We start from the raw sequence: 24,227 nt of genomic DNA on the forward strand, positions 1-24,227 counted from the left end.
CGTATCCGGTGTTACAACAGCCACAACGGCACGGCCGCCGCCACGGCCGCGGAGCCCACATCGTTGGGGTGGATGTGGTCGCCGCTGTCGAATTCGGCCTTCACCTTGGAAGGTGCGGCCGGATCGCGCAACACGGCGTCCATGTCCACGACGTGGTCGATTTCGCCGCGGATGTAGGCGTTCACGGTATTGCGGATGACCTCCCGGTCAGCGGTCCACGAGGGGAACCCCTCGAACGGGCCGAGCGTGCATACCAGGACCCGCAACCCCTTCGCCTCCAGCTGAGCCACCAGCTGGCGCAGCCCGCCAATGATCCGGTCGGCCGGGTGGCCGGCGATCTGGAGGTCGTTGATCCCCAGCTCGATGATGACCGAACGCACCCCGGTCTGGCCGTAAACGTCCGAGTCGAGGCGGGACAGCGCATTGGTGCCCACCGGGATGAACGCCCCGGCGTCGGTGATCTGGTTGCCGGACAAGCCTTCGTTCAGCACGCCCGGGTCTCCGAGGTGTGGCGCCGTCCCCACGATCCGGCTGGCCAGCGCATCTGGCCAGCGCTTGTTGCCGTTGAGCGTGGTGTTGAAGCCGTCGGAGATGGAGTCGCCGAGCACCACGACGGTGCCAAGCGCTGTCCGGCTGGTCACGTCTACTCCCGCAAGGAAGTAGAAGGAGTTGAAGGCGGCCGTATTGCCCGCCCCGGCCGGGTTCTCCGCCTGGTCACCGGCGTAGATGTACGAGGTCTGCCGCGCCGTCCAGTGGAACGACGTCGCCCCGGTGGCGGTCGGGAAGTAGAGGGTCACGGCAAGCTCCGACAGCGCCGGCACGGCGAAGTCGAGAGGATCGCTGAGCACCTCAGAACCCTTGTAGATGGTGACCGACTCGCTGCCGCCGTTGAAGGTCAGCTCTTTGATCGAGCCGGCGACCAGCTCCGGCGAGCCGGAAGCCGACGGGGTCCCGACGGTGGCGTGCCCGACCGTAATCGCTTGCACACCAAACGCGTTGGAGAGCCGGATGCGCATTTTCTCGCCCGCGACCGAGGTGCGCACGATCATGCGGACCGACTGGTCGGTGAAGCCGACCAGCGAGCCGCTGGTGTTGGTTGCGCTTGCGGCGGTCAGCGCTGTCCCCCAGCTGCCCGTCCACCTCGGGGGGAGGAAGCCGGTCGCTGGAGTGGCCGCCGCGGTGGCGACCAGCGTGGTAGCGGTCACCGCCAAGACGGCTAGTACTCGCATCGGTTTGAACACAGCGTGAAACCTCCGAATATCGAAATGGCCCCCGCTTTCGATCAATCACAATGTCAGCTAATGACTAAGTCCGTGCCGTACTTTCGTCCACAGACGATCGACTGGCCAGACACTCCTCGATGACATCCGCGGCTCGGCGCACTCCACCCGCGGCTGCCACCTCCTCTTGCATGGCCCTGATACGCGAACGCATCGGGGCGTCGGCGCAGACGTAGTCGACCGCCGAGCGCAGCGCCGCGACGTCCGACAGCACCACGCCCAGCCCCAGCTCAGCGAGGCGCGCCGCATTCGTTTCCTGTTCTCGGGTACCGGGAAATGCCACATGGGGCACACCCGCCTGGACCGCCTCCATCACCCCGCCCATGCCGCCGTGCGAGACCAGAACCTTGGCCTGCCGAAGGATGTCGACCTGCGGCGCGGTGGCGAGGACCTCGAAATTCGCCGGGGCCGGGCCCAGCCCGGCCGGGTCGAAGCGCTTTCCCACCACGAGCACCACGTGCCAGCGGCCGTCGGCGAAGGCGTCGAAGCAGCCGCGGTAGAAGTCGGGTAGCAGGTTGCCCTGCGTCCCCATCGTGATCAGGACAACGTCGGAGCCATCCGCCGGTGGCGCCCACCGCTGATGATCAGACCGCTGGCCCACACACGGCCCGACAAAACAGTAGGAGTCGTCGAAAAGCTCGCCGTGACACTGGAAGGCTCGCGGGTAGAACGACACGTGGCGGCGCACCTGCGGGGCCAGGAAGCTGGCCGGGTCGATCTGCAGGCCCTCGCCGGCCAGGAACAGGTCGAGGTAGGCGAGATATCCGGCCATCGTTGGATGGGCCAGGTCCTCTTGGCGAACCCATGACCACTGTGGTCCGGAGACCATCATCGGCCACAGCTGCACCGCGGGCAGGTCGTGTTTGCGCGCGAAGACCGAGCCGGCGAAGGCCATCCGGTCGAAGACGACCAGGTCCGGGCGGTCAGCGGCGAAGGCCGACTCCAGCTGGGGCAGGGTCCGTTCGGCTTCGATCAGGAAACTGAGCAGCGTGCCCGCGATGTACTCCTCGCCCGCGGGCGCCGCGTAGGTGGGATCGGCATCGCCGGGCCGCGTGGATCCGTAAGGGATCAGCCGTGCGCCGGTTTTTTCGATGAGCGTCTGTCTGTCCTTCACCGCGGCGTAACTCACGCGGTGCCCGCGCCGGACCAGCTCGGAGACCACCGGAAGTGTCGGGTAGATGTGGCCCAGGGCGGGAATGTTGAAGAAGGCGATGTGCTTTTGCCCGGTCATAGCGCACCTTCCGGGTCGGCAGCCGCTGCCCGAAGCACGTCGATGTACCCGCGGGCCAGATCGGCGATGGTGTCCGGTTTGAACAGACACGAGTCGTAGCGAAACGCGGCAACGATGCCGGCTTCGTTGCGCCAGAGATCAAGCACCAGGTCGTGCAGCGCCTGGGGGTGGCCGGCGCTAAACGGCTCTACGGCAAGGCCGGGCAGATCGTCCCGCGGCGTCGCCTCGGTGTGCAAACAGAAGATGGATTGAAATACCTGCGTTTGGTTCGGGGCATCGGCGAGCTTCAGAGTAGCCACGATCTGGCCAAAGGGCACCGCTTGCCGGCTCAATGCCTCGATGAAGGTCGACCGCGTCTGCCTCATCTGGGCGGCGAAGCTGAGCTGGTCGGCGCGCAGGCGCAGGGCAAGCATGTTGGCGAAAAGACCAACCGCCTGTTCGGCTTCCACGCTGTCCCGGCCGTCAGCGGGAACCCCGATGCAGAAGTCGCGCTGCCCGCTGCGCTGGGCCAGGGTGAGCTGGAAAGCGGTCAGCAGCACCATGAAGGGCGTGCTGTGGCTGCGCCGCGCCAGCTCTTCGATGTCGCGGGCGAGCTGGAGGTCGAGGAATTCGTCGTGGTTCACGGCGCGGGTGCCCTTGTGCTCCGGGCGCGGCATGTCCGTGGGCAGCCAGAGCACGGGCGCCCCGGTCAGCTGCTCGACCCACCAATCGAGATCCTGCGGGTCCTCGTCCCAGGTCACCGGCTGCACGGGCGGCAAGGACTCGCCGCTGTACAGCGCCGCGACCTCGTTCTCGATGATGGTGGCCGACCCGCCGTCGGCGAGCAGATGGTGCACGGTGAAACACCAGACGTGGTCGTCGGGTGCCAGCCGCAGCAGCCTGCTGCGCACCAGCGGCCCGGCGAACAGGTCGAGCAAAGCCGTGCTCTGTTCCTCCACCACCGATTGTGGGTCGTCGGTCTCCACCAGCTCGGTAGCGAAACTTCCGGGCGGGCCAACGATCTGTACCGGCTGGTCGCCGTGAACGGCAAAAACTGTCCGCAGGCTATCGTGCCGGTCGACCACCTGCGCCACCGCGCTCGTGAACCGCGCCACGTCAAGCGGTCCGCGAAAACGCCGTGCGGTCACCACTATCGGCGACGACGTCCCCGAATACGAGGTGCACAGGTGCCACATGCGCCGCTGCAGGGCGGAGAGCGGTTTCATCGCACCGTGACGAGGAGCTGGTCGTGTCCGCGCAGGATCAGGGGTTTGGCCTCGGGCGGCCGTTGCGCGAGCGCGAGCCCGGGGAACCTTTCGAACAACGCGGGGAAGGCGATCTCGGCTTCCAGCTTGCTCAGCGCGGCGCCCAGACAGTAGTGCGGCCCGAGGCTGAAGCTGAGCGAGACATTGTCCGGCCGGGCCGGATCGAACCGGTCGGGGTCTGGAAACCGCTTGGGATCGCGGTTGGCCGCCCCGAGCATGACCAGGATCGCCTGGCCGGCCTGGACCGGCACCCCATCCACCGCGCAGTCCTCGATGGCGTAGCGCAGCACGATCTGCACCGGTGGCTCGTACCGCAGGATCTCGTCGGTAATGGTCTTCCCACGCAGCGACGGGTCGTCGAGCAGCAGCATCAGCCCGTTGCCGAGCAGATGGGTGGTGGTGACGAAACCGGCGTTGAAGGTCGTGATCAGGTTCGGGATGAGCTCGGCATCGTCCACATCGGACAAAATGCTGATCAGATCGTCGCGCGGTTCGGCCCGGCGCGCCGCCACCAGCGCGGTGAAGTATTCGGTCAGCTCGTCGGCGGCGGTGTTGGCGCGCACCATGTTTCGCCAGGTCGCCCCGTCCAGCTCGAGGATCGCGCCGATCGCGAGCACCCGCGGCCGGAACCAGCCCAGATCCTCCTGCGGCACTCCGAGCACCTCCGCCATCACGCTGCTGGGCAGGAGGAAGGCGAACTCGCCCATGAAGTCGATCGGTTCGGGCAGGGTGGCCAGCCGCTCAAGGGTGACCTTGGTCAGCTCCGCCACGCTCGGCTCCAGGATGGCCATCCGCCGCGGCGTGAAATAGCGGCCGATCCGCTGACGCATCCGATCGTGTACGGGTCCGTCGCTGAAGAACATGGAGTCACGCAGCACGACCAGGGCCCGATGCCGGCGCCATCCACTGTGGTTGGCCTCCATGTATTCCCCGCCGAGCTGCCGGAAGCGCGGGTCACGCAGCACCCGACTCACCGCCTCATAGCCGTAGACCGCCGCGGCGTAGCCGTCCTTGGTGGCGTCGAGCGCCACCGCCTGCCCGCTGGAATGCAGGTGGGCGTAGATGGAGAAGGGATCGGCGCGCCCCTGGTCCGACAGCAGCATCTTGAGATCCACGTCAGGCGCTCTTTCCGATAGACGACCCGAGCTTGATCGCTTGATGGACCACCGGGTTCAACAGCTCGGGCAGCTTCTCCAAGCTCGGGAACGGCACGAATCGGCGCAGCGACCCGGGCGCCAGGGTGCGCAGCGCCTCCTCCGGCGGCGGGGTGCCGGCCACCACGCCGTAGATCATCGCTGTCAGCCAGAACTGCAGCAGCAACGGCTCGGCCACCACTTCCCTTATCGCGTAACCGGGATCGACCTCGGCCATCGCCTCGACAAAGAGGTCGAGCTGTTGTTTGACCGGGACACCCAGGTGCTCGGTGAGATAGTCGTGGGTCTTGATGTTACGACCGTCGATGCGGCAGATCGAGTAGGACTCGAAAATGGGCAGGACGGGAACCACCGGCAGCTCGGCCACGGTGGCGTCCAGGTCGCCGGGGGGCGATGCCCACCACGCGGCGGGCCGAGGCCCCTGGATGATGTCGTTGCCCATCAGGCTGGCGATCGGCACGTGCTGGGCGAGGTTGGGCACGCTGGCATAGGCCGGGATGCCGAACTCCTTGACAAAGCGCAGCAGCAGCACATCGTCGGCCTCATCTCCCGGATACTCGGCCACCCGGCGCCCGATCGCGGTCGGCATCAGGTGAACCGATGTGGGCACATAGGGGTCGATCACCTCGACCCAGCTGCCACCCACGACCGCGGCCAGCCGCAGCGCATGCGCCGTGCGAGAGCCCCACTCGGTGAAGAAGCTGAGGACCGCGTCGGGCATCGCCCTGGCCGCGCTCATGACGTGCCTGGCGATGTCCTGCCCGAGTATCATGTCGTCTTGCACTACAAGCAGATGCGTAGCATCGGCGGGGGCGTTGGCCCACGCCAGCCGCGCGCCACGCAGGGCGCTCGGCGTCGCCTCCGGCTCCGGATCGAACACGATGACCGGGTCGAGTTCCGGATGCCGCTCGCGCAGAGCCTGCGCAGACGAGAGCCGACGCGGATGCGTCATAACGACCGTATGCAGGACAACATCCATTCATAAACCCTAACTTTTGGATCAATGGATAAGGCATCCACCGATCGGACTGCAGTTAAGAGTCCTAACTGTTGCGTGGAAGGCGTCAACCGCTGCCGCCGTAGCAGGTCGAGCGTGCGCTGACTGGCGCTGATCCGGCTGCTGCCCCAAGCCGGCTCCTGGGCTGCTGACCGGCGCCGGTGGCGGCCAACCTTGCCCTCGGCGCACTGCCCATCGTCTCCCCTGGCGTGGATGAGCCTACTGCCTTATCGGGCGCAGTCGATAGCGGCGAAATTGATATACGTATACGGCATTCACGCCGGTTCGGTGAGCGGGGCAGCGGGGCTGGGCCGCGGCGGCTAGGCTGGATGGGCGAGGCCAGCTGCCCGCATCCCCCTCGATCCTGCCGTGGCTTTCCGTGCCCGGAGTTAGGTGACGATCAGTGGAATTCTATGACGTATTTGGCGTGCGCCTCGCGGCGAACGTCACCGGTGCCGACGGCGCGATGCCCCTGCTCCTGCTTCACTCCTGCCCGCGTGACAAGTCCACCTGGGACGAGGTCGCGCCCGCCTTCGCCGCGACCCACCGCGTCTACGCGGTCGACTGCCGCGGCTTCGGTGACAGCGACCGGCCGGGTTCCTATGCGCTGGAAGCCATGCGCGACGACCTGCTCGGCCTGCTGGACCAGATCGGCGCCGACCGCGTCGACATCATCGGCCACTCGATGGGCGCCATGGTCGCCTGGCTCATCGCCCAGAAGGAGCCATCGCGCGTCGCCCACCTGGTCATCGAGGACACGCCGCCGAGCCGGCCCGGCCTGCCGCCGATCGCCATCGGTGCCCCGCCGCAGGACGACCCCGGTTACGACTGGGAGGCTTTCGTCCAGGTCGTCGATCAGATCAACTCTCCGGACCCGGCCGTGTTCGACCGCCTCGACCGGGTCACCGCACCCACTCTCCTGCTCGCCGGCGGCCCGTCCAGCCCTGCGCCGCAGCACTTCTATCCCGATGCGCTCGCTATGCTGCCCAGCGGCCGTCTCGTGGAGATCCCGGTCGGCCACCAGATCCATCGGCTCGCCCGCGACGAGTTTCTTGCTGAGGTGGTCCCGTTCCTAGCTTCGTGAGTTCATCTCCACGAAGTCGAGCAGCCGCTTCTCCAGATCGGCTTTGTGCTCGGTCTGGAAGAGGTTCACGCCGTGGGCGGTACCCGGAAAACTGTGAAACGACTTGGGTTCCGGCGCCCGATCGAAGACCTCGCGGGTCAGCTCCGGTGCGGTGACGCTGTCCCGGTCGGAGGTCAGCACGAGCTTGGGCATCGTCATCGACGCCAGCTCCTGCTCGGTGACGCGGAAATCGTAGTCGCTGAGATCGAGGCGGCCGGCCATGAGCACAGCCGCCGCCACCCCGGCGCCACCGGCGACCTTCGCGGTGGCCATGGCGCCCAGGCTCGCTCCAATGAGGACGATCCTGGTGGCGCCGGTCTGCTTCAGATAGGCGATAGCGCCCTGAAGGTCGGTGACGCTCGCCTTGGCGTCGGCCGCGGTGAAAGCTCGCGCACCCGTGGAATAGCGGTAGCTGTAGGTCAACACGGTATAGCCGCGCGAGGCCAGAAGCGGGGCAAAGCCTTCCCACCCCGCGATGTTGTTGTCGCCCATGTTGGACAGCACCACCGCTGTCGTCCCCTGGCCGTAGATCCGGCCGTGGAGCGCCACCCCGTCCGCCGCCGCGAAGCCCGCATCACGGGCACCGGCCGACGGCTGCGGTGCTGGCACCTTCTCCGCCGCGCAGGCTGTGATGCTCAGTGCCAGCGCGATGCTCACCAAGATAGTACGCATCCGTAACAACTACTACGGGCCCGTACTATCTGTCGAGGCCTGTTACTAGGCTGCAACCATGCGCGCGACGAGCACCAAGACCCGCCCCGAGACGCAGTGGCAACCGCAGCCGGGCCAGCACCTGTCGATCCTGTTCGACGTCTTCGAGCTCGGCCAGCGGGTGCGCACCCTGCTCGCCACCGCGCTGCACGACTCCGGCCTGCGCCCAGACGAATACGCCGCGTACAGCGTCATCTTCGAAGCCGAACAGATCACCATGACCGAAATGGCCCGCACCCTCGGCATGCCCGTGACCACCGCGGCCGACTACGTCCGGGCCATGCTGGCGCGCGATCACGTGCGCAAAGCGCCCAATCCCGGCGACGCCCGCTCCTACCTGCTGGCCCTCACCCCCGCCGGCAAACGCGCCCACCGCCGTGCCAGCGCCGCCTTCGACCGCGCCTACCAGGCCTTCATCCGCGAGCTACCACCCCAACGCGAAGCCGCCGCCCGAGAGCTCCTCCACCACCTCGCCACCTGCGCAACCCGAGCCACAGCAACGCTGGAGCTCTAAAAGCGATGGTTAATTATTTACGGCATGATGTTGGAGTGCGTAAACCATTGACATAGATGGCGGTTCGTTGCAGGGTAGGCCAATGTCGCGACCTATAACCATTTTCTTCAGCGCCGCGCTGGCCGGTGTCACCTCGCTGGTGGTGGTTAGCCCGGCCCCGGCCAGCCCGGTGCCGGAAAGCCGCCAGGCGCAATATGCGCAGGCAGCAGCCGAGTTCGGGGTTCCGGAAAGCGTGCTGCTCGGGGTCTCCTATCTGGAGTCCCGATGGGACGTCAACGCGGGAACCCCCAGCACAGGCGGTGGCTACGGCCCGATGCACCTGACCGACGCCGACTATGTCGCCTCACTGCCCGGCCTTGCCGAGCCGGTGGGCGAGGACCGGCGGGGCGACGACTCCCGCGAGGAGCTGCCTGCCGGTCATGGCGGGCCGGCCGAGGACATTCCTGCCGAGTCCCTGCAGACCATCGACCGGGCCAGTGAGCTGACCGGGATAGCCAAGGAGACGTTGCGCACCGACGTCGAGGCCAACATCCGGGGTGGTGCTGCGCTGCTTTCCCGGTACCAGACGGAAATCGGCGGACCGACCGGCGCCACCAGTGACCCGGCCGCCTGGTATGGCGCTGTGGCAAAGTATTCCGGTTCGGACACCGAGGACGCCGCCAAGGTCTTCGCCGACGAGGTCTTCGCCACGATCCGCCAGGGCGCGGCCCGCACCACCGACGACGGCCAGCAGGTGCGACTGACCGGCCTCGGTGGCATCCAGCCGATCCTCGACTGGCTCAACCGCTTGCGGCTGCGCCGGTTGGAAAGGCCGGACGGGCTCGAGTGCCCGATCGACATCGCCTGCGAGTACATGCCAGCCGGTTACGCGTTGCTGGGCAACGGCACCGTTCCGAGCAACTACGGCCAGTACGACAAGGGCAACCGGCCCCAGCAGCAGAAGATCGAATATATCGTTATTCACGACTCTGAGGGCTACTACGCCGGCACCACCCGGCTCGGCACCACCGCCTCCTACGCCGCGAGCTGGCACTACACCATGCGCTCAGTCGACGGTCAGACCGCACAGCACCTGAAGGTCAAGGACGTCGGCTGGCAGGCGGGCAACTGGTACGTCAACGCGAAGTCGGTCGGCATTGAGCACGAAGGCTTTGCGGCACAGGGCACCTGGTACACCGAGACCATGTACCGCACCTCGGCCAAACTGGTCCGCCACCTCGCCGGCGCGCTGGGCATCCCGCTGGACCGCCAGCACATCCTCGGCCACGACAACGTGCCGGGCATCACCCCGGCCCGGGTGTCGGCCATGCACTGGGATCCAGGCCCGTACTGGGACTGGACTCACTATTTCGACCTGCTCAGGGCGCCGCTGCGGGGAACCGGGACCTACCGCACCGGTCTGGTCACCATCAACCCGGACTTCGCCAGCAACCGCCCCGAATTCACCAACTGCCCGCCGCAGTCCAACCCGGGCGGCCCGGCCGTCCCCGGCCCGTGCCCGTCGCGCGGGTCGTCGTCGGTGATCCTGCGCCAGGCCCCGTCTTTCGATGCTCCTCTCATCAACGATCTGGGCCTGCGCCCGGACGGCACCCCGAACACGATGCGCGTCTCCGATCACGGTGCCCGCGCTTCGGCGGGTCAGCAGTTCGCGATCGCTGAGGTCCAGGGCGACTGGACCGCGATCTGGTACCTGGGCCGCAAGGCCTGGTTCCACAACCCGTCCACAGCGCGTAATGCGTTGTGGGGCTTCGGTTTCGTGGTGCAGCCCAAGGCGGGCAAGGCCACCATCCCGGTCTACGGCCGTGCCTATCCGGAGGCGGCCGCTTACCCGGCGGAGGTGCCCTATCAGGCGCTCGCGCCACTGCAGTACACCTTCGCCGCCGGCCAGCGTTACGTGGTCGGCAACCTGATGCGTGGCGAGTACTACCGCTCGACCACATTCGCGTGGACGTCGCCGGGCGACGGCACGGTCATCGAAGGCGACATGATCTATGTGCAGATTCAGTTCGGCCATCGGATCATGTACGTGAACCTCGATGACGTCGACCTGCTGCCGTCGATCGTCCACTAACGACCGCCCGGGGCGGCGCTGGATCTCAAATTGTCCAGCGCCGCCTCAAGACTGTCCGGCCCTACCGCGAAGGCGCGGCTGTAGGGGAACTCCACCTGATAGATCACCAGGAGCAGCAGCGCGATCATCCCGCCGACCACGGCCATCATGAGCCCGTTGGGGAAGGTGCGGTCGAGCCCGAACAGGTAGAGGAAGGCGACGCTGATGAACCCGCCCAGAAGCAGGATGGGCCAAAGGATGTCGGGCATGCCCTCGGTCGCGGCCGCGAGCCGGGCCCGCCTGGCCCCCGCCGCCTCGCTGATCTGAGCCGACAGCTGCTGGCTCGCGTTGGCCTGCCGATCCGTTTGCGGCTCAACGGTATCCACCCGCTGACGCAGCCGGGTGAACAGCTGGTCCGCTTCTGCCGTCCCGGTCTGGTGCAGGCGCAAGCTGGTCCACTCCGTGCCCGCGGCGACGCGCAGATATCCGGAGACGAGCACCTGGACATCCCTGCGATCCTCGGGCGCCAGCGAGTTGGCCGACCAATAGGCTTCGGTCAGGCTGGCGGCCTCCTGATCGGTGCTCTGCGCGGCGCCCGTTCTGGGTTCCCAGACGGCGATCGCGGCTATCGCGATGAGGATCGCATAGACCATGCCGATCGTGGCGTAGAGCGCGCTTGCCGCATCGGCGTCTGCCACCAGCCACCGCGACGGGATGAAGCGGGACACCAGAAGGAATCCGGTGACCGATAGCGCGGCCGCCGCGAGCACGACCAGGATCGAGGCACCCAACATGTTCACGCGGTTCCTCTCCGGCCGCCCGAGCGGGCGGCGATGGTGATGGCGGGCACGAGCAGCCCCGCGAAAAGCGACCACGTCAGCGGAAGCCGGCGGGTGGGCGGATCGGCGGGCGGCGGTGGCGGCCTTGCCGCGAGCACCATCTGTACCGGCGTCGGTGTCGGTGTTGGGGTGGCTATGGGAACGGGCGGTGCGGGCGGCGGCTCGACCGGGCGCGGCATCGGCCAGATAATCTGGATTGGATAGTCCTGAACCATCCCGCCCGACGCCGTCCCCTCTGGGACGACGCTGCCGGGCGGAAAGCCATAGAGCCGCAAGCGCAGTCGCGACACATCCGATCCGGTGCCCACCGCCAGCGACGGCCAGCTAAGCACCGCTTCCTGCGCTCCCGGCGGCACGGTGACCGTGATCCGGTCGGCCGCGGCGAGCTGACCATCGTGATCCAGATCGTGCCAGCCCGCCAGCAGCGCGTCTCGGCTCGTGGTGTTGCGCACCGGAATCTTTAACGTTAATGCGGTCGCCTCCGCGGCGATCGTGATTTCCGGGATGGCACCGATGCTCAGCTCGCCGATCGTGGTGAGGGTGTGCCGGGCTTCCGGCATTTCCGCTGTGTCCCAAGCGATCGGGCAGCGAGCGGCATCGGCGTGAAAGGCTTGCAGCCCGGCCTCGCTGAAGGTGAAACGTTCTGGATTGGCCAGCGGCACGTGATAGATCCGGCCGGTGGCGTTGTGCAGCGCGTGCAGCACGCCGTAGAGGTCCACCACGGCTGCGCCATAGCTGCTTCCCTTGGGCAGCCCGGCAAGCTGCGCCACCGCCGACGCCTCGCCCGTCTTCGGATCGACCCGGATCAGTCGCGGCACCGCTCCGGCCGCTATGCCATAGAGCATGCCGCCGTAGAGATCCCAGTCGCCGACATCGGCTCCGGCCGGAAGGCTCGCGCGACTGACCACGGCCAGGGTGGGCAGCTGAACAGTCATCATCTCCTGTCCGTTGTGGACGATCCACCGGCCGCCCTCGGCCGTGCCCGCGTAGGCCCCGGCCAGTGGCGCCGGGCCGCGGTCGGTGATGGTGCCGGCGCCGTCCAGGGTCACCACGTGCGAGACGCCGGCCGTTTCGGCGACTCCGTAGAGCAACTCATCGCCGTCGGAATAGGCCAGCGCATTGACGTGATCGCGCAGGCTCGCCATCGAGACCCGATCCAGGGCGTGTTCGCCAAATCTTAAGAGCTCCTTTTCGGGTACCAGATAAAAGCCATTGCGGCACAAAGGACTAACCCCGGCCGGAGGAGCCGGTGCCGCCGCGCCCGCCGAGGCGAGCGCGGCGACCAGCAGCGAGGCGACAAAGGCGGACACGCCTCACCGATCCCGGTCGGCGACGAAGCTCGCCAGCGCACGCAGCTCCTCCAGCCGCGCGGCGGGGGCCGCCGCGTGCAGGCTCGCCATCGCGCGTTCCAGCAGCGCCGAGGCCTGGGTCAGGCACCAGTCGCGGCCGCCCGCGGAGTCGATCAGATCGGCCAGCATGGCCACGTCCTCGTCGGTGAGCTTGCGTCCGTCCTGGTAAGCCTGCGCGAGCTTGCGGCCGGCCGGCGACCCCGAGCTGAGCACGGCCACCACCGGCAGCGACTTCTTGCGGCTTCGCAGGTCCGAATGAACCGGCTTGCCGGTACGGCTTTCGTGGCCCCAGATGCCCAGCACGTCGTCGACGAACTGGAAGGCGAGACCCAGCTCTCCGCCGAAGGAGCGCAGCCTTTCGATCTGGATGGCGGAACCGTCCCCGAACAGGGCGCCCAGCCCGGTTCCGCACTCCAGCAGCGCACCCGTTTTGCGGCGCGCCATCCGCAGGCACTCGGCCAGCTGCACATCGTCGCGCTGCTCGAAGGCCAGGTCGTCACACTGGCCTTCGAGCAGCTCGGTCACCGCAGCGGAAAGCATCCGCGATCCTTCGGTGGCATGCCGGTGCCCGCTGTCGGCCAGCACCTCATGGGCAAGGTTCAGCATCGCGTCACCGGCCAGGATCGCCGAGCCGATGCCGAAGACCTTCCATACCGTCGGCCGGTGCCGGCGCATGGCGTCGCCGTCCATGACGTCGTCGTGCACCAGCGAGAAGTTGTGCACCAGCTCGACGGCTACCGCGGCCGGGATAGCCGCTGTCGCGTCTGCCCCCGCGGCTTCCGCCGCGAGCAGCACCATGGTCGGCCGTAGCGCCTTGCCCGCGGCGACCCGTTCGGTTCGGCCGGTGGCGTTCCACCAGCCGAACTGATAGCCCACCAGGTGCCGGATGGAGCCGGGCAGCGTGTCCACCGCTTCCCGCAGGGATGGCTCGGTGAGCAGGCGTGCCCGGTCCAGGGCCTGTAATGCGATCGCCTTGGGCGAGGTCACTTCGGCGGCGGTCATGAGGAGAAGTGTCCAATCTCGACATTCTCCAGCACGCCGAGCGCGTCGGGCACCAGCACGGCCGCCGAGTAGTAGGCGCTGACCAGGTACGAGATGATCGCCTGGTCGTTGATGCCCATGAACCTCACCGAAAGGCTCGGCTGGTACTCGTCCGGGATCCCGGTCTGGTGCAGCCCGATCACGCCCTGGTTCTCCTCGCCCACGCGCATCGCGATGATCGAGGTGGTGTGGGTCGGGCTGACCGGAATCTTTCCGCATGGCAGTAACGGAACCCCGCGCCAGGACGGGACATTGCGCTCCATGTAGTCGATGGTCGGCGGATAGATGCCGCGCTTGGAACACTCGCGACCAAAGGCGGCGATGGCCCGCGGATGCGCCAGCAACACGTGCGTGCTGCGCCGCCGGCAGAGCAGCTCGTCGAGGTCGTCGGGGGTGGGTGGGCCGCTTCGGGTGTGGATGCGCTGTTTGAGGTCGGCGTTGTGCAGCAGCCCGATCTGGCGGTTGTTCACCATCTCGAACTCCTGGCGTTCCCGCAGCGCCTCGACGGTCAGGCGCAGCTGCTGCTCGATCTGGTTCATGGGTTCGTTGTACAGATCGGCGACGCGGCTGTGCACCCGCAGCACCGTCTGCGCCACGCTCAGCTCGTACTCGCGCGGCGAAAGTTCGTAATCCACAAAGGTTCCCGGCAGCTGAGGCTCGCCGTCGTGGCCCGATGCCAGCGCGATTTCGGCCTCGCCGTGCTTGTTCTGCCGGGGGATTTTGCTCTGCCGCACCCGCGTGATGTGGTCGCACAGCGCCGCGTTCGCCTCGACCACCTGAAGGAAGGCGGCTCGGGACAGGGCCAGCACGGTGCATCTGGTGGCGGCCCGAACGCTGTAGTCCCAAGCGTGTTCGCCCTCCACCAGGACGCGGTCGCCGAAGAACTCGCCGTCGGCCAGCACGCCTAATACGGCCTGCCCGCCATAGCGGCCTTCGCCTAATCTGTCGGCCTTGCCGTGGGCTAGGAGGTAAACGTGATCCGCATTCTGTCCGGATTGGACGATCGGCTCACCGGCCGCGAACTCGAGCTGGGTGAAGCGCGCGGCCACCGCCTCCAGCGCGTCCGAGTCGGCGAATCCACGCAGTTGTGGCAGCTCGCACAGCTCGGGCGGGACCACTCTCACCTGGTCGCCGACGTTGGTGAAGCTGAGCCGCCCGTCTCCGATCGCGTAGCTGAGCCTTCGGTTGACGCGGTAGGCGCCACCGTTGACCTGGACCCAGGGCAGCACCTTGAGCAGCCAACGTGAGCTGATCTCCTGCATCTGCGGCACGGACTTGGTGGTCGTGGCGAGATTTCGGGCGGCGGCTGTGCTGAGGCTGGAGTTGGGCTGGCTGTCCACTTCGGACCGTGTGTCAACTGTCATGGCCAAATCAGATCAGCAACTAGTGCGACTCGCTAGCTTTAGTACCCATTCGCGTTAATAGTCTATTTTTCTCGATCAAAGAACGGTATAGACGTATTACATGAGCCAACCGTTCCAGCTTCCGGACTTCTACGTCCCCCATCCGGCCCGCCTCAACCCGCACCTGGAGCAGGCGCGCCGCCACTCCAAGGCGTGGGCGCGCGACATGAAGATGATTGAAGGTTCGGGAATCTGGGATGAGCGGACCTTCGACTCGCACGACTACGCATTGCTCTGCGCCTATACCCACCCGGAAACCGACAGCGTCAAACTCGACCTGGTCACCGACTGGTACGTCTGGGTGTTCTTCTTCGACGACCACTTCCTGGACGTGTTCAAGCGCACCCGGAACATCAAGGGCGCCAAGGTGTACCTGGACCGGCTCGCCGCCTTCATGCCGGCCGGCCCGCAGCCGGTGACCGCCACTCCCACCAACCCCGTCGAGGCCGGGCTCGCCGACCTTTGGCAGCGAACGGTTCCGAGCATGTCGGCGGCGTGGCAGGCCCGCTTCGCCGAGAGCACCCACCAATTGCTCGTCGAGTCGCTGTGGGAGCTGACCAACATCAATGGCAAGCGGATCCCCAACCCGGTGGAGTACGTGGAGATGCGCCGCAAGGTAGGCGGCGCGCCCTGGTCGGCCGACCTGGTCGAATTCGCGGTCGGTGCCGAGGTGCCCGCGCAGATAGCCGCCAGCCGCCCGATGCGCGTGCTCAAGGACACCTTCTCCGACGGTGTCCACCTGCGCAACGACATCTTCTCCTACCAGCGTGAGACCGAGCACGAGGGCGAGGTGAACAACGGCGTGCTGGTGGTGGAACGCTTCCTGGGTTACGCCCCGCAGCGTGCCGCCGACACGGTGAACCAGCTGCTCACCTCGCGCCTGCAGCAGTTCGAGAACACCGTGCTGACCGAGCTGGCGCCGCTGGCCATCGAGCACCGGCTCGATTCCTCGCAATGCGCCGACGTGATGGCCTATGTGCGCGGACTGCAGGACTGGCAGAGCGGCGGGCACGAGTGGCACATGCGCTCCAGCCGGTACATGAACGGCGGCGGCGTCATGGTGGCGGGCGGCCCGCGCGGGCTGGGCACCTCGGCCGCGCGCGTTCGCCTGTCGGCTCACACCCACTTGCCCCATCACCACGTCGGCGTCACCGGGCTGCCCGCCTTTCACATGCCCTACCGCCTCAGGATCAGTCCGCATCTGGAAAGCGCCCGCGCCAACGCCATCGCCTGGGCAACCAGGATGGGCATGCTCGACGGCTGGCTCTGGAACGAGCGCGCCCTGGCCGGATTCGACTTCGCCCTCTGCGCGGCCACCATCCATTGGCGAGCCACCGCCGCCGACCTCGATGTCAGCACCGGCTGGCTGACCTGGGGCACCTACGCCGACGACTACTTCCCGGCCGTCTTCGGGCGTGCCCGGGACATGGTGGGAGCGAGACTGTTCAACGAACGGCTCACCACCTTCATGCCGCTGGACGGCTCAGCCACCCCGGCCGCGACCAATGCCATCGAACGCGGCCTGGCCGACCTGTGGGCGCGAACCACCGTGGCCATGCCCCTCGACGTGCGCCGGCGGTTCCGGGAATCGGTACACGAGATGACGTCGAGCTGGCTGTGGGAGCTGGCGAACGCAATTCAGCACCGCGTGCCCGACCCGATCGACTATCTGGAGATGCGGCGCCTGACCTTCGGCTCGGACCTCACGATGAGCCTGGCTCGGCTCAGCCACGGCCAGCTCGTCCCGCCCGAGGTCTATCGCACCCGGACGTTGCGCAGCCTCGACAACGCGGCCGCCGACTACGCCTGCCTCGCCAATGACATCTTCAGCTATCAGAAGGAGATTCAGTTCGACGGCGAGTTCCACAACGGGGTCCTCATCATCCAGCGCTTCCTCGACATCGACACGCCCGCTGCGGTGGCCATCACTAACGACTTGATGACCCGGCGCCTGCAACAGTTCGAGCACCTCGCCGCCGGCGAGCTGCCCTACGTGCTGGAAGACCTCGACCCGCCGGCCCGGCAAGGGGTCGTCGGCTACGTCGAACATCTACGCGACTGGATGGCCGGGATCCTGCACTGGCACCGTGAGACACACCGCTACCGCATGCCGGGTCTTACCCTCACTGCGCCACGCTGAGCGCGGCGGCGGTGAGGAAGCCGAGCACGGTGAGCAGGCCGACGGCCCGGCCACCGTGCTCGTAGGCCTCGGGAATCATCGAGTCCGCCAGCATCATGAGCAAAGCCCCGGCCGCGAACGCGTTGGCGCCCAAGCCCGCGCCCGGCGCCTTGTCGGCCACCCAGAACCCGAGCCCGGCCGCCAGCCCCGAGGCTATCGTCAGCGACGTCCACATGGCGAAGATGCGAAGATCGCGCACCCCGGCCGACTTGAGCCCGGTCGTGCCGGCCACTCCCTGCGGGATGTTCGACAGCGCCACCGCGAGGAGGAATGCCCAGCTGATGGAACCGCCGGCGGCCAGCCCGAGGCCGATGATGAACGCTTCGGGGATCCCGTCGAGCAGCGCGCCGAGGAACATGGCCTTGCCCGAGCCGGCCCCGGTGCTGGGCCGGATCTGACCGCGAACCGATCCGCCGCGGCCGTCGAGCAGCTGATCTCCCAAGTAGTAGGCCAGCGCCCCGACGAGCAGCCAGGCGGCGATCTTGATGGCGTCCGTGGTGCCGTTCCCAATATTCGACTCGGGCACCAGCTCGTAGGCGATCGCGCTCAGCAGCGTGCCCGCGCCGAATCCCATGATGAGCCCGGTGACCCGGGGCGACCGCGCCAGCGGACGGGCCAAAGCCTGGCCGGCAAAGAGGGTCGCCGATGCCAGGACTCCCCACCAGATTGCCGCGGTCATGCTTACATCATGCCGCTATGCCGTTTGCCCGCAACCAGAGCCGGGTATGCCGCGGAGCATGGATGCCATTGTTCTGCTCAAGGAAGACCACAAGACGGTAGAGAAACTCTTCAAAGAATTCGAGAAGACGAAGCAGTCGGCCGCGCCCGCGAAGAAGCGCAAACTTGTCGACCAGATAATTGTGGCCCTGACTCAGCACGCCTATATCGAAGAAGAGATCTTCTATCCGGCCGCCTGGCGCGCCGCCGAGGAGACCAAGGAGCACGTGCTCGAAAGCGTCGAGGAACACCACGTGGTGGTCTGGATGCTCTCCGAGCTGATGGACCTCGAACCCACCGAGGAAACCTTCGACGCGAAGGTGACGGTGCTGATGGAAAACGTCCGCCACCACGTCGAGGAGGAAGAGAAGGAGTGGTTCCCCGAGGTCCGCAAGAGCCTGGGCCGCAACCGCTTGACCGAGCTGGGCAAGCAGATGGAAGCCGCCAAGTCCAAGGCGCCGAGCGACCCGCTGGCGATGCGCAGCGCTCGCGACGAAGTCAAGAAGTAGCGTGGGCGCGCGAGAGCTGCGCGCCCACCACAGCCCACTTGCCCGAGCGGAGCCGGGCCAGCAGGGCGACCAGGCGGATAAGAATGAAAAGGCTCAGCCCGGCCCAGATCCCGCCCAGTCCCAGGTTCAGCCCGTAGGCCAGCCACACCGCGGGCAGGAAGCCGCACAGCGTGGCCACCAGGGTGAGGTTGCGCATGTAGCGCACATCACCCGCCCCGATCAGCACCCCATCGAGCGCGAACACTATGCCCGCCAACGGCTGCATCGCGACGAACCAGGGCCATGCCACGAGCGCCTTGGCGTGCACAGCGGGATCAGAGCTGAACCAGCCGGGTACCCATCGCGCCCCGACCCCGATCACCAAGGCGAAGAAGAGGCCCGACACCGCCCCGATCACCGTGATTCGCTTCGCGAGCCAGCGCGCCTCGGCGGCGCGGCCGGCCCCCAGCTCCGCGCCGATGAGCGATTGGGCGGCTATCGCCACCGCGTCAAGGATCAGCGCGGTGAAGAACCAGAGTTGCAGGGCGATCTGATGTGCGGCCAGCGTCGCGGTGCCGAAGCGGGCGGCTACCGCGGTGGCGGAAAGGAAGCACGCCTGAAACGCCAGCCCACGCAGGAGCAGGTCCCGTCCAACCACCAATTGTTCTGTCATGACAGCCGGATGCGGCCTTAAATCCACCCGTTCGGCCAACAATGCCCGCACAAACAGCAACCCGGCCAGGGTTTGCGCTGTCGCATTGGCGATGGCCGATCCGATAAGCCCGAAACCCGCTGGGTAGACCAGAATTGGACAGAGCACGGCCGACAGCGCGAAAGCTGCGACCACATAGGACAGTGGACGCCGGGTGTCCTGTATTCCGCGGAGCCACCCGTTGCCCGCGACGGAGAGCATGAGCCCCGGCGCGCCCAGCGCGGCGACCCGCAGCCATGACGCGGCGTCCTGCCAGGTGGCCGACTCCCCGCCAGCCAGCATCCGCGCCAGCGGCTCGGCCAGCACCTGCGCCCCGACCGCCACCAGCACACCGACCCCGAGCGCCAGCCAGGAGGCCTGCACCCCCTCGGCAACCGCGGCGGCTCGATCGCCCGCTCCGAAGCGGCGCGCAGCTCTTCCCGTGGTGCCATACGCGAGAATCGTTCCGAGCCACGCGACCAGGGTGAGAACGGTGCCGCCTACCGCAAGCGCGGCGAGCGGGACGCTGCCGAGATGCCCCACCACGGCGGTGTCCACCAGCACGTATAAGGGCTCCGCCGCAAGCACGACCAGCGCGGGAAGGGCCAGACCGGCTATTTGGCGCAAGGAGGGAGGCACGACCCTATATTGCCCGATGGAGGTAAGGAACGCAATCCGCGTCAACTACTTACCGGTTTCACTCGTCCGAAGGGGAGATAGCACTCGAGGCCCCTTACCGGTTACTCTTCTACGTCCCAATCCGCAAACTCTTGTGGAGGTTCTAGCGAGAGATGATTAACGACACCAATGTCGATGGCCTCACTGGCACAGACCCACCCAGCATCCCAGACTTCCCTACGACCCCCTATCTCCTCCTCGACCCGAAGGTAGCCGCGACCCAGTACCACCGGTTAGCGAGAGCCTTCCCGGACACCAAGATCTACTACGCCGTCAAGGCGAATCCAGAGCCACGGCTGATCCGGCGACTCGCCGAAGCGGGCTCATCGTTCGACGTTGCCAGCACCGCAGAGATCGATATCTGCCTTTCCCAAGGCGCCGATCCGCAAATGCTGTCCTATGGCAACACCATCAAGAAGGCCAAAGACATCCGCTACGCGTACCAACGCGGCGTGCGCATGTTCGTGTTCGACTGCGAAGACGAGCTGCGCAAGCTGGCTGAGAACGCACCGGGTGCCCAGGTCTTCTGCCGGCTCCTGGCCAGCAGCGCGGGAGCGCAGTGGCCGCTGAGCCGAAAGTTCGGCTGCTCCCCGGATATGGCGGTGGATCTGCTGGCACTAGCCCCGAGTCTCGGGCTCGACCCGATCGGGATCTCTTTCCATGTCGGTTCCCAGCAGCTCGATCCGAGCCGGTGGGATCCGAGCATCGCCGAGGCCGCCCAGGTTTTCCAGGCTCTGCAAAAGGTGGGCATCGAGCTGGACTTCCTGGACGTAGGGGGTGGTTTCCCGGTGGGATATCTGAGTCCGGTGCTGCCCATCGACGACTACGGCCAGGCGATCCAGCAATCGGTAAGCCGGCACTTCGGCGAAGCCAAGCCCCGCTTGGCTATCGAGCCCGGCCGCTACGTGGCGGCCGAAGCCGGGGTGATTCGGGCCGAAGTGGTGCTCGTCTCCCGAAAGTCCTATGAGGAGGATCTGCGGTGGGTCTACCTTGATATCGGTCGATTCGGCGGGCTCGCCGAGACCGAGGGCGAGGCTATCCGGTACCGAATAGTGACCGCGCATGACGGCGAAGCAACCGGACCCACCGCAATCGCGGGCCCGACTTGCGACAGCGTCGATGTCATGTACAAGGACACACCCTATGAGCTGCCGTTGGCACTTCGCACCGGCGACTACGTGGATATTCTTAACACCGGTGCTTACACCACAACCTATTCGTCCGTTGCATTCAACGGCTTCGCACCACTGGCAACTTTCTGTATCGGAGACAACGCGTGACTGGACTTCCCCGCCTTCGCTTTAACGGCAAGGTGCTGCTGCTGGGCTGCGGCTCGGTCTCGCAGTGCCTGCAGCCGTTGCTGCTGCGCCACCTCGACATGGACTTCGCCAACCTGACGGTGATGGACTTCGAGGATCTGGCCGAGGCCATCCCTGAGACGCTGGCGGCGGGGGCCAACTACGCGAGGACCCGGATCACTCCGGAGAACATCTCCGCCGAGCTGAGCGCGCACCTGGGAGAGGGCGATCTGCTGATCAACCTCGCTTGGAACATCGACACAGTGGAGATCATCCAGTGGTGCCAAGACCACGGGGTGCTCTACGTCGACACGTCGGTCGAGCTTTGGGACCCCTACGAGGACCAGCTCACCACCACGCCGCAGGACCGCACGCTCTACGCCCGGCACATGAAGTTGCGTGAACGCGCCAAGACGTGGCGGGCCGACGGCCCGACCGCGGTGGTCGAGCACGGCGCCAACCCCGGTCTGGTCTCGCACTGGACCAAGGTGGCGCTCGAGGACATCACCGGCGCGATCCTGCAGCAGTCGTCGCCAGCGCCCGAGCGCCGCGAGGCGCTCGAAACCGCTCTGGCCAACCGCGATTACGCCAAGCTCGGCCAGCTGACCGGCACCAAGGTCATTCACATCTCCGAGCGCGACACCCAGATCTCCGACAAGCCCAAGCAGGTAGGCGAATTCGTCAACACCTGGTCGGTCGAGGGCTTCTACGAGGAGGGCATCGCGCCGGCCGAGATGGGCTGGGGCACGCACGAACCGGCGCTGCCGGAGCACGCGTACACCCACGCCGAGGGCCCGCGTAACCAGATCTGCTTGGCGCAGACCGGAATCACCACCTACGTTCGTTCCTGGGTGCCCATCGGCGGCCCCATCATCGGCATGGTGGTCCGGCACGGCGAAGCGTTCACCATCTCCGATCACCTGACGGTGTGGGAAAACGGCGAGGCGGCCTACCGGCCGACCGTGCACTACGCCTACCTGCCCACCGACGCGGCGATGAACTCGCTCTACGAGTGCCGGATGACCGGTTACGAGCTGCAGACCAACCAGCGCATCATGAATGACGAGATCACCGAAGGAATGGATGAGCTCGGTGTCCTTCTCCTAGGACACGACCTCAACGGCTGGTGGGTCGGTTCACAACTCGACATTCATGAATCCCGTTCCTTGGTACCGCATCAGAACGCGACAACCCTCCAGGTTGCCGCATCGGTGCTGGGCGCGGTCTTCTGGATCGTCAACAACCCGAACAAGGGTCTGTGCGTGCCAGACGATCTCGACCACACCGCGGTCCTCGAGGTCGCCAACCCTTACCTGGGCAAGGTTCCCTCGGTCCAGACGGACTGGAACCCGCGCAGCGCCGCCTACGAGCCCTTCGCCAACTTCCGCCCGGCGGCGGTTGAAGGCGACGAGCCCTGGGCTTTCAGCAACTTCCGCGTCTCCTAAAGCACCTCCAGCGCCTCGGTGACCGCCTGCAAGGGGGTCACCGAGGCGTATCCGTCGGCTAGCAGCGCCGCGTCGGTGCCGGGCTCGAATTCGTCGCTGTGATCGACGATCGTGGTGCGCACATATCCGTCGCCGACCTCCAGATTGGTTTGCACCGCACCAAATGCCGCCAGCCTGGCCCGTTTCACGCCCAGCACCTTTTCCCGCTCCACGTTGGGAACGTTGACGTTTATCGCCACCCGCGGCGGCGCGCCCAACGCCTCGTCGAGCATGGTCGACGCTATGTGAGCCGCGGTTGTCCAATGTAGATCCCCGCGCACGTTCAGCCCGACGTCAAGGGAGACCGCCATCGCGGGGCACCCATAGGTCACCGCCGTCAGCGCAGCCCCCACCGTTCCAGAATGGATGATCGCGTAACCGAAGTTGGCACCGTGGTTGACCCCGGACAGCACCAGCTGAAACGGTTCTCCGAAGGCGCCCCGGCTGGCGATCAGCACGATGTAGGCAGGCGTCGCCGCGACCGCATAGCTCTCCACCTCCGCCAGCTCCGGCAGGCTCCGCTTCTCCACCACGACCCGCCCATCGCTCTGCGTCGCCACGATCCCCGCGCTCGACCCGCTCGACTCGACCATCGGAGCCGCCACCACGACCTCAAAGCCTTGCCGGTGCGCCATCTTCGCGAGCGCCTGCAGACCGGGCGAATCGATGCCGTCGTCGTTGGTGATCAGAACCCGCCCCCTCACGCCGACCGCCCAGCCTCCTGCTTCCCGGCCGCGCCCGCTCCCCGCTTCCGCGCCGCACGACCAGCGCCGTCATTCCTTGCGGCGCTGGAAGCTTTTCGGGTCTGCTGCTGGCTGAGGGGCACCAGCTCCACCTCTTCCATCAGCTTGCTGATGACGCTGGCCCGGCCGGTTCCCAGCCCGTGCCGGGTGACGTTCACCGCGCCCGCCGCGCCGCCGATGCGGATCGCGGTGCGCATGTCGCCGCCCTGTGCCATGGTCGCTGCGACCCCGGCCGTCATCGAGTCGCCGGCGCCGCGATGGTCAGCCGGCTCCAGCGACGGGAGCCGCACCTCGTGGATCTCGCCATCGAGGTAGACCAGCGCGGGCTTTTCCGCGCGGCTGACCGCCACCGTCTGCGCGCCTTCCTCGTGCAGCTCGCGCAGCGCTTTGACGAGGGCCTCCTGGCTGTCGTCGGGCGCGCGGCCCGACTCCACCAGCTCCTCATGGCTCACCTTGAGGAAGTCGAGCCCGCTTTCGAGGACCGCGTCCAGGTAGTCCCCGGTCAGGTCGGCCACCACCAAGCCGTCGTTGCGCCGCAGATCACCGGCGAGACGGCGATAGACGTCGGGCTCGATGACATGCGGGTCGCGGGTGCCGCTGAGCACCGAAACCGTTGCCCGCAAACCCTCGGTGAGCGCGAGCCCGTAGAGCTCGTCCAGCTCGTGCCGCGGCATTGGCTCGGCCGGGGAGCGCGCCAGCTCCACGCGCTCGCCGTCGCGCCGGTCGTGCACGTAGGCGGCGCTGCGGCCGCCGCTGGTGACTGTGCGCAGCCAGACCCCCTCGGCCGCCGTCAGCGGCTCCAGCACCCGGCCGGTTTCGCCGCCGAACGCGGTGCACAGCGCCACCGGTACGCCGAGGGTCGCGATCATCCGGGCCTGCCAGATGCCCTGGCCGCCCGCATGCAGATGGATATGGGTGTCGTCGCCCGCCTGCTCGATCGTGATCGTCAGCTCGGGCGCAGGCGCGAAGACCATGACCTGTCCTGTCACCCTCATCGGGTACCCCGGATATCG

At 66.9% G+C, this 24,227-nt stretch carries 21 protein-coding genes; 7 read left to right on the forward strand and 14 right to left on the reverse strand.

Translation table 11 applies throughout. The features are described 5' to 3' along the window. Positions 1-11: 11 nt before the first annotated feature. The 5 genes from Rhe02_RS21035 to Rhe02_RS21055 form a co-directional block, all read right to left on the reverse strand. Complete coding sequence (locus tag Rhe02_RS21035) at positions 12-1,241, reverse strand: GDSL-type esterase/lipase family protein (RefSeq protein ID WP_203910005.1); 1,230 nt, start codon at positions 1,239-1,241, stop codon at positions 12-14. Between the two features lie 64 nt (positions 1,242-1,305). Then, on the reverse strand, positions 1,306-2,511 hold the full coding sequence (locus Rhe02_RS21040; protein WP_203910006.1) for a macrolide family glycosyltransferase: 1,206 nt from the start codon (positions 2,509-2,511) through the stop codon (positions 1,306-1,308). Continuing rightward, positions 2,508-3,716: a condensation domain-containing protein gene (locus Rhe02_RS21045; protein WP_203910007.1), complete on the reverse strand. Its 1,209-nt coding sequence runs from the start codon at positions 3,714-3,716 to the stop codon at positions 2,508-2,510. Before Rhe02_RS21045 ends, Rhe02_RS21040 begins: the two co-directional genes overlap by 4 nt. Further along, positions 3,713-4,870 (reverse strand): cytochrome P450, encoded by a 1,158-nt coding sequence (locus Rhe02_RS21050; RefSeq protein ID WP_239123952.1) that lies wholly within the window; start codon positions 4,868-4,870, stop codon positions 3,713-3,715. The genes Rhe02_RS21045 and Rhe02_RS21050 overlap by 4 nt, the downstream gene beginning before the upstream one ends. A gap of 1 nt (position 4,871) precedes the next feature. Then, positions 4,872-5,861, reverse strand: coding sequence for a hypothetical protein (locus tag Rhe02_RS21055; protein ID WP_203910008.1), 990 nt, complete (start codon positions 5,859-5,861; stop codon positions 4,872-4,874). Between the two features lie 448 nt (positions 5,862-6,309). On the opposite strand from Rhe02_RS21055, the gene Rhe02_RS21060 reads away from it, so the two are divergent. Beyond that, positions 6,310-6,990, forward strand: a complete 681-nt coding sequence (locus Rhe02_RS21060) for an alpha/beta fold hydrolase (protein WP_203910009.1) — start codon at positions 6,310-6,312, stop codon at positions 6,988-6,990. Here the strand turns inward: Rhe02_RS21060 and Rhe02_RS21065 are convergent. Next, the gene (locus tag Rhe02_RS21065) at positions 6,979-7,701 is read right to left on the reverse strand and encodes an alpha/beta hydrolase (RefSeq protein ID WP_203910010.1); all 723 of its coding nucleotides are present in this window, start codon (positions 7,699-7,701) and stop codon (positions 6,979-6,981) included. The two genes, Rhe02_RS21060 and Rhe02_RS21065, sit on opposite strands and share 12 nt — an antisense overlap. Before the next feature lie 58 nt (positions 7,702-7,759). On the opposite strand from Rhe02_RS21065, the gene Rhe02_RS21070 reads away from it, so the two are divergent. Continuing rightward, entirely contained in the window at positions 7,760-8,254 is a 495-nt protein-coding gene (locus Rhe02_RS21070) for a MarR family winged helix-turn-helix transcriptional regulator (RefSeq protein ID WP_203910011.1), read from the forward strand. 82 nt (positions 8,255-8,336) lie between these two features. Beyond that, positions 8,337-10,325, forward strand: coding sequence for an N-acetylmuramoyl-L-alanine amidase (locus Rhe02_RS21075; protein WP_203910012.1), 1,989 nt, complete (start codon positions 8,337-8,339; stop codon positions 10,323-10,325). Here Rhe02_RS21075 and Rhe02_RS21080 read toward each other — a convergent pair. The 4 genes from Rhe02_RS21080 to Rhe02_RS21095 are packed head-to-tail and all read right to left on the reverse strand — an operon-like array spanning position 10,322 to position 14,897. Then, a complete protein-coding gene (locus tag Rhe02_RS21080) occupies positions 10,322-11,098 on the reverse strand; it encodes a bestrophin-like domain (protein ID WP_239123965.1) in 777 nt (258 codons plus the stop codon). The genes Rhe02_RS21075 and Rhe02_RS21080 overlap by 4 nt on opposite strands. 2 nt (positions 11,099-11,100) lie before the next feature. Next, on the reverse strand, positions 11,101-12,453 hold the full coding sequence (locus tag Rhe02_RS21085; protein WP_203910014.1) for a DUF6923 family protein: 1,353 nt from the start codon (positions 12,451-12,453) through the stop codon (positions 11,101-11,103). Positions 12,454-12,456: 3 nt separating this feature from the next. Next, positions 12,457-13,494, reverse strand: a complete 1,038-nt coding sequence (locus Rhe02_RS21090; RefSeq protein ID WP_203910015.1) for a polyprenyl synthetase family protein — start codon at positions 13,492-13,494, stop codon at positions 12,457-12,459. After that, positions 13,491-14,897, reverse strand: coding sequence for a family 2B encapsulin nanocompartment shell protein (locus Rhe02_RS21095; RefSeq protein WP_203910016.1), 1,407 nt, complete (start codon positions 14,895-14,897; stop codon positions 13,491-13,493). Before Rhe02_RS21095 ends, Rhe02_RS21090 begins: the two co-directional genes overlap by 4 nt. A 100-nt stretch (positions 14,898-14,997) precedes the next feature. Between Rhe02_RS21095 and Rhe02_RS21100 the strand changes: the two genes are divergently transcribed. Further along, positions 14,998-17,076, forward strand: a complete 2,079-nt coding sequence (locus Rhe02_RS21100) for a terpene synthase family protein (protein ID WP_203910017.1) — start codon at positions 14,998-15,000, stop codon at positions 17,074-17,076. Here the strand turns inward: Rhe02_RS21100 and Rhe02_RS21105 are convergent. Continuing rightward, on the reverse strand, positions 17,060-17,794 hold the full coding sequence (locus Rhe02_RS21105) for a ZIP family metal transporter (protein ID WP_203910018.1): 735 nt from the start codon (positions 17,792-17,794) through the stop codon (positions 17,060-17,062). The genes Rhe02_RS21100 and Rhe02_RS21105 overlap by 17 nt on opposite strands. A 58-nt stretch (positions 17,795-17,852) precedes the next feature. On the opposite strand from Rhe02_RS21105, the gene Rhe02_RS21110 reads away from it, so the two are divergent. Further along, positions 17,853-18,341, forward strand: coding sequence for a hemerythrin domain-containing protein (locus tag Rhe02_RS21110; protein ID WP_203910019.1), 489 nt, complete (start codon positions 17,853-17,855; stop codon positions 18,339-18,341). Here Rhe02_RS21110 and Rhe02_RS21115 read toward each other — a convergent pair. Beyond that, on the reverse strand, positions 18,331-19,650 hold the full coding sequence (locus tag Rhe02_RS21115; RefSeq protein WP_203910020.1) for an MATE family efflux transporter: 1,320 nt from the start codon (positions 19,648-19,650) through the stop codon (positions 18,331-18,333). The two genes, Rhe02_RS21110 and Rhe02_RS21115, sit on opposite strands and share 11 nt — an antisense overlap. A 152-nt stretch (positions 19,651-19,802) precedes the next feature. Here Rhe02_RS21115 and Rhe02_RS21120 point away from each other — a divergent pair, with 152 nt between their 5' ends. Together Rhe02_RS21120 and Rhe02_RS21125 are read left to right on the forward strand one after the other, a co-directional pair. Next, a complete protein-coding gene (locus Rhe02_RS21120; RefSeq protein ID WP_203910021.1) occupies positions 19,803-20,969 on the forward strand; it encodes a type III PLP-dependent enzyme in 1,167 nt (388 codons plus the stop codon). Beyond that, a complete protein-coding gene (locus Rhe02_RS21125) occupies positions 20,966-22,432 on the forward strand; it encodes a saccharopine dehydrogenase NADP-binding domain-containing protein (protein WP_203910022.1) in 1,467 nt (488 codons plus the stop codon). Before Rhe02_RS21120 ends, Rhe02_RS21125 begins: the two co-directional genes overlap by 4 nt. Here the strand turns inward: Rhe02_RS21125 and surE are convergent. Then, positions 22,429-23,175, reverse strand: coding sequence for a 5'/3'-nucleotidase SurE (surE, locus tag Rhe02_RS21130; protein ID WP_203910023.1), 747 nt, complete (start codon positions 23,173-23,175; stop codon positions 22,429-22,431). The two genes, Rhe02_RS21125 and surE, sit on opposite strands and share 4 nt — an antisense overlap. Beyond that, positions 23,172-24,209, reverse strand: coding sequence for a 1-phosphofructokinase family hexose kinase (locus Rhe02_RS21135; RefSeq protein ID WP_373320666.1), 1,038 nt, complete (start codon positions 24,207-24,209; stop codon positions 23,172-23,174). The genes surE and Rhe02_RS21135 overlap by 4 nt, the downstream gene beginning before the upstream one ends. Between the last annotated feature and the right edge of the window lie 18 nt (positions 24,210-24,227).

The organism is Rhizocola hellebori (genome assembly GCF_016862955.1).
Taxonomy (GTDB): domain Bacteria; phylum Actinomycetota; class Actinomycetes; order Mycobacteriales; family Micromonosporaceae; genus Rhizocola; species Rhizocola hellebori.

What these genes read in the sequence shown, in the direction of transcription:
- Rhe02_RS21120 (WP_203910021.1), top strand. Translation starts at nt 19,803, where the DNA reads ATGATTAACGACACCAATGTCGATGGCCTCACTGGCACAGACCCACCC.
- Rhe02_RS21090 (WP_203910015.1), bottom strand. Translation starts at nt 13,494, where the DNA reads ATGACCGCCGCCGAAGTGACCTCGCCCAAGGCGATCGCATTACAGGCC.
- Rhe02_RS21040 (WP_203910006.1), bottom strand. Translation starts at nt 2,511, where the DNA reads ATGACCGGGCAAAAGCACATCGCCTTCTTCAACATTCCCGCCCTGGGC.
- Rhe02_RS21100 (WP_203910017.1), top strand. Translation starts at nt 14,998, where the DNA reads ATGAGCCAACCGTTCCAGCTTCCGGACTTCTACGTCCCCCATCCGGCC.
- Rhe02_RS21105 (WP_203910018.1), bottom strand. Translation starts at nt 17,794, where the DNA reads ATGACCGCGGCAATCTGGTGGGGAGTCCTGGCATCGGCGACCCTCTTT.
- Rhe02_RS21055 (WP_203910008.1), bottom strand. Translation starts at nt 5,861, where the DNA reads ATGACGCATCCGCGTCGGCTCTCGTCTGCGCAGGCTCTGCGCGAGCGG.
- Rhe02_RS21095 (WP_203910016.1), bottom strand. Translation starts at nt 14,897, where the DNA reads ATGACAGTTGACACACGGTCCGAAGTGGACAGCCAGCCCAACTCCAGC.
- Rhe02_RS21135 (WP_373320666.1), bottom strand. Translation starts at nt 24,209, where the DNA reads ATGAGGGTGACAGGACAGGTCATGGTCTTCGCGCCTGCGCCCGAGCTG.
- Rhe02_RS21045 (WP_203910007.1), bottom strand. Translation starts at nt 3,716, where the DNA reads ATGAAACCGCTCTCCGCCCTGCAGCGGCGCATGTGGCACCTGTGCACC.
- Rhe02_RS21080 (WP_239123965.1), bottom strand. Translation starts at nt 11,098, where the DNA reads ATGTTGGGTGCCTCGATCCTGGTCGTGCTCGCGGCGGCCGCGCTATCG.
- Rhe02_RS21110 (WP_203910019.1), top strand. Translation starts at nt 17,853, where the DNA reads ATGGATGCCATTGTTCTGCTCAAGGAAGACCACAAGACGGTAGAGAAA.
- Rhe02_RS21075 (WP_203910012.1), top strand. Translation starts at nt 8,337, where the DNA reads ATGTCGCGACCTATAACCATTTTCTTCAGCGCCGCGCTGGCCGGTGTC.
- Rhe02_RS21065 (WP_203910010.1), bottom strand. Translation starts at nt 7,701, where the DNA reads ATGCGTACTATCTTGGTGAGCATCGCGCTGGCACTGAGCATCACAGCC.
- Rhe02_RS21070 (WP_203910011.1), top strand. Translation starts at nt 7,760, where the DNA reads ATGCGCGCGACGAGCACCAAGACCCGCCCCGAGACGCAGTGGCAACCG.